Here is a 1,241-nt window from a genome sequence, read left to right on the forward strand (position 1 = left end):
GACTCACCCACATGGGTTACAAATCAGTTCACACACATAGGTAACAGTTTTTAACTGGCAGGGTCGGTTTTCGAGGATCTGACCATGCCATGGCGAGAGCTGAAACCTATGGACCTGAAACTGCTATTCATCGCGGACTACATCAAAGGCCCGCCCAGCTTCAGTGCGCTTTGCCAGGCCTACGACATCAGTCGCAAGACTGGCTATAAATGGGTCGAGCGGTATGAGAAGGAAGGGCCCGCCGGACTGGAAGAACATAGCCGTCGTCGGCTTACCCAGGAATGGGTAGTGCCCCTGGCTGTCCGTGAGGCGATCATTGAATTGCGCGGTCGGGGTGAAACAGAGCCTGGTCCCAAGAAAATTCAGGCGGCTTTGCTCGAGCGTTTCCCTGACCAGGCGCCGCCATCAAAGACATCGATCTACAACATCCTAAAGAAAGCTGAGCTGGTCAAACCACGCCGATTGCGTCAACGGGTGGCGGTTTATCCCAAACCACTGCAGAAAGCAGATGCTCCCAACCAGCTATTCAGCGCCGATTACAAAGGCCAATTCCTGACAGGTGCGGGCGTCTGGTGCTATCCATTGACGATCATGGACCATGCCAGTCGCTTCTTGCTCGCTTGCCACAGCATGGCTAATACCAACTTCCAGGAAACCCAGGCGGTGTTTACTCAGGTGTTTCGTGAGCATGGTCTACCGGAGCGCATTCGTACCGACAATGGTGTTCCGTTTGCGAGCAAGGGGCGTGCGGGCCTTTCCCAGTTATCCATCTGGTGGTTGCGTCTAGGGATCATTCCTGAGCGGATCGCCCCCGGAAGGCCGGAGCAAAATGGTCGGCATGAACGTATGCATCGAACGTTGAAAAGCACTCTTCCATCACCACCAACGGTAGCGTGGGAGGCTCAACAACGGCACTTTGATCGTTTCAGGCAACATTATAATTACGAGCGTTTGCATGAAGCTCTGGAGCAAAAGACACCCGCGTCCTGCTATAAGCCTTCGCCCCGCCAATACCCTGAGAAGCTTCCCGAGATGACCTACCCGAGCCATATCGATAGCCTCCAAGCGGACTGCTCGGGCATCGTCAATTGCCGTGGTCTAAGGGTCTACGTTGGTTATGTGCTCAAGCATCAGACCATTGGACTGGAACAAGTAGAGGACGGGATCTGGGATGTTATCTTCGGTCCAATCATCCTCGGACGGGTTGATGTAAGAGATGCCAGTGATGGCTACGTGACACT

General features: G+C 54.1%; 1 protein-coding gene. It reads left to right on the forward strand.

Going from position 1 to position 1,241, the window contains the following annotated elements:
• Positions 1-84 precede the first annotated feature (84 nt).
• Positions 85-1,241, forward strand: a 1,157-nt coding sequence (locus ACLEJQ_RS25715; protein ID WP_440799910.1) for an integrase core domain-containing protein, incomplete at its 3' end; no start/stop codon positions are given.

Origin of the sequence: Pseudomonas sp. SMV71 (genome assembly GCF_052042015.1) — a bacterium.
Taxonomy (GTDB): domain Bacteria; phylum Pseudomonadota; class Gammaproteobacteria; order Pseudomonadales; family Pseudomonadaceae; genus Aquipseudomonas.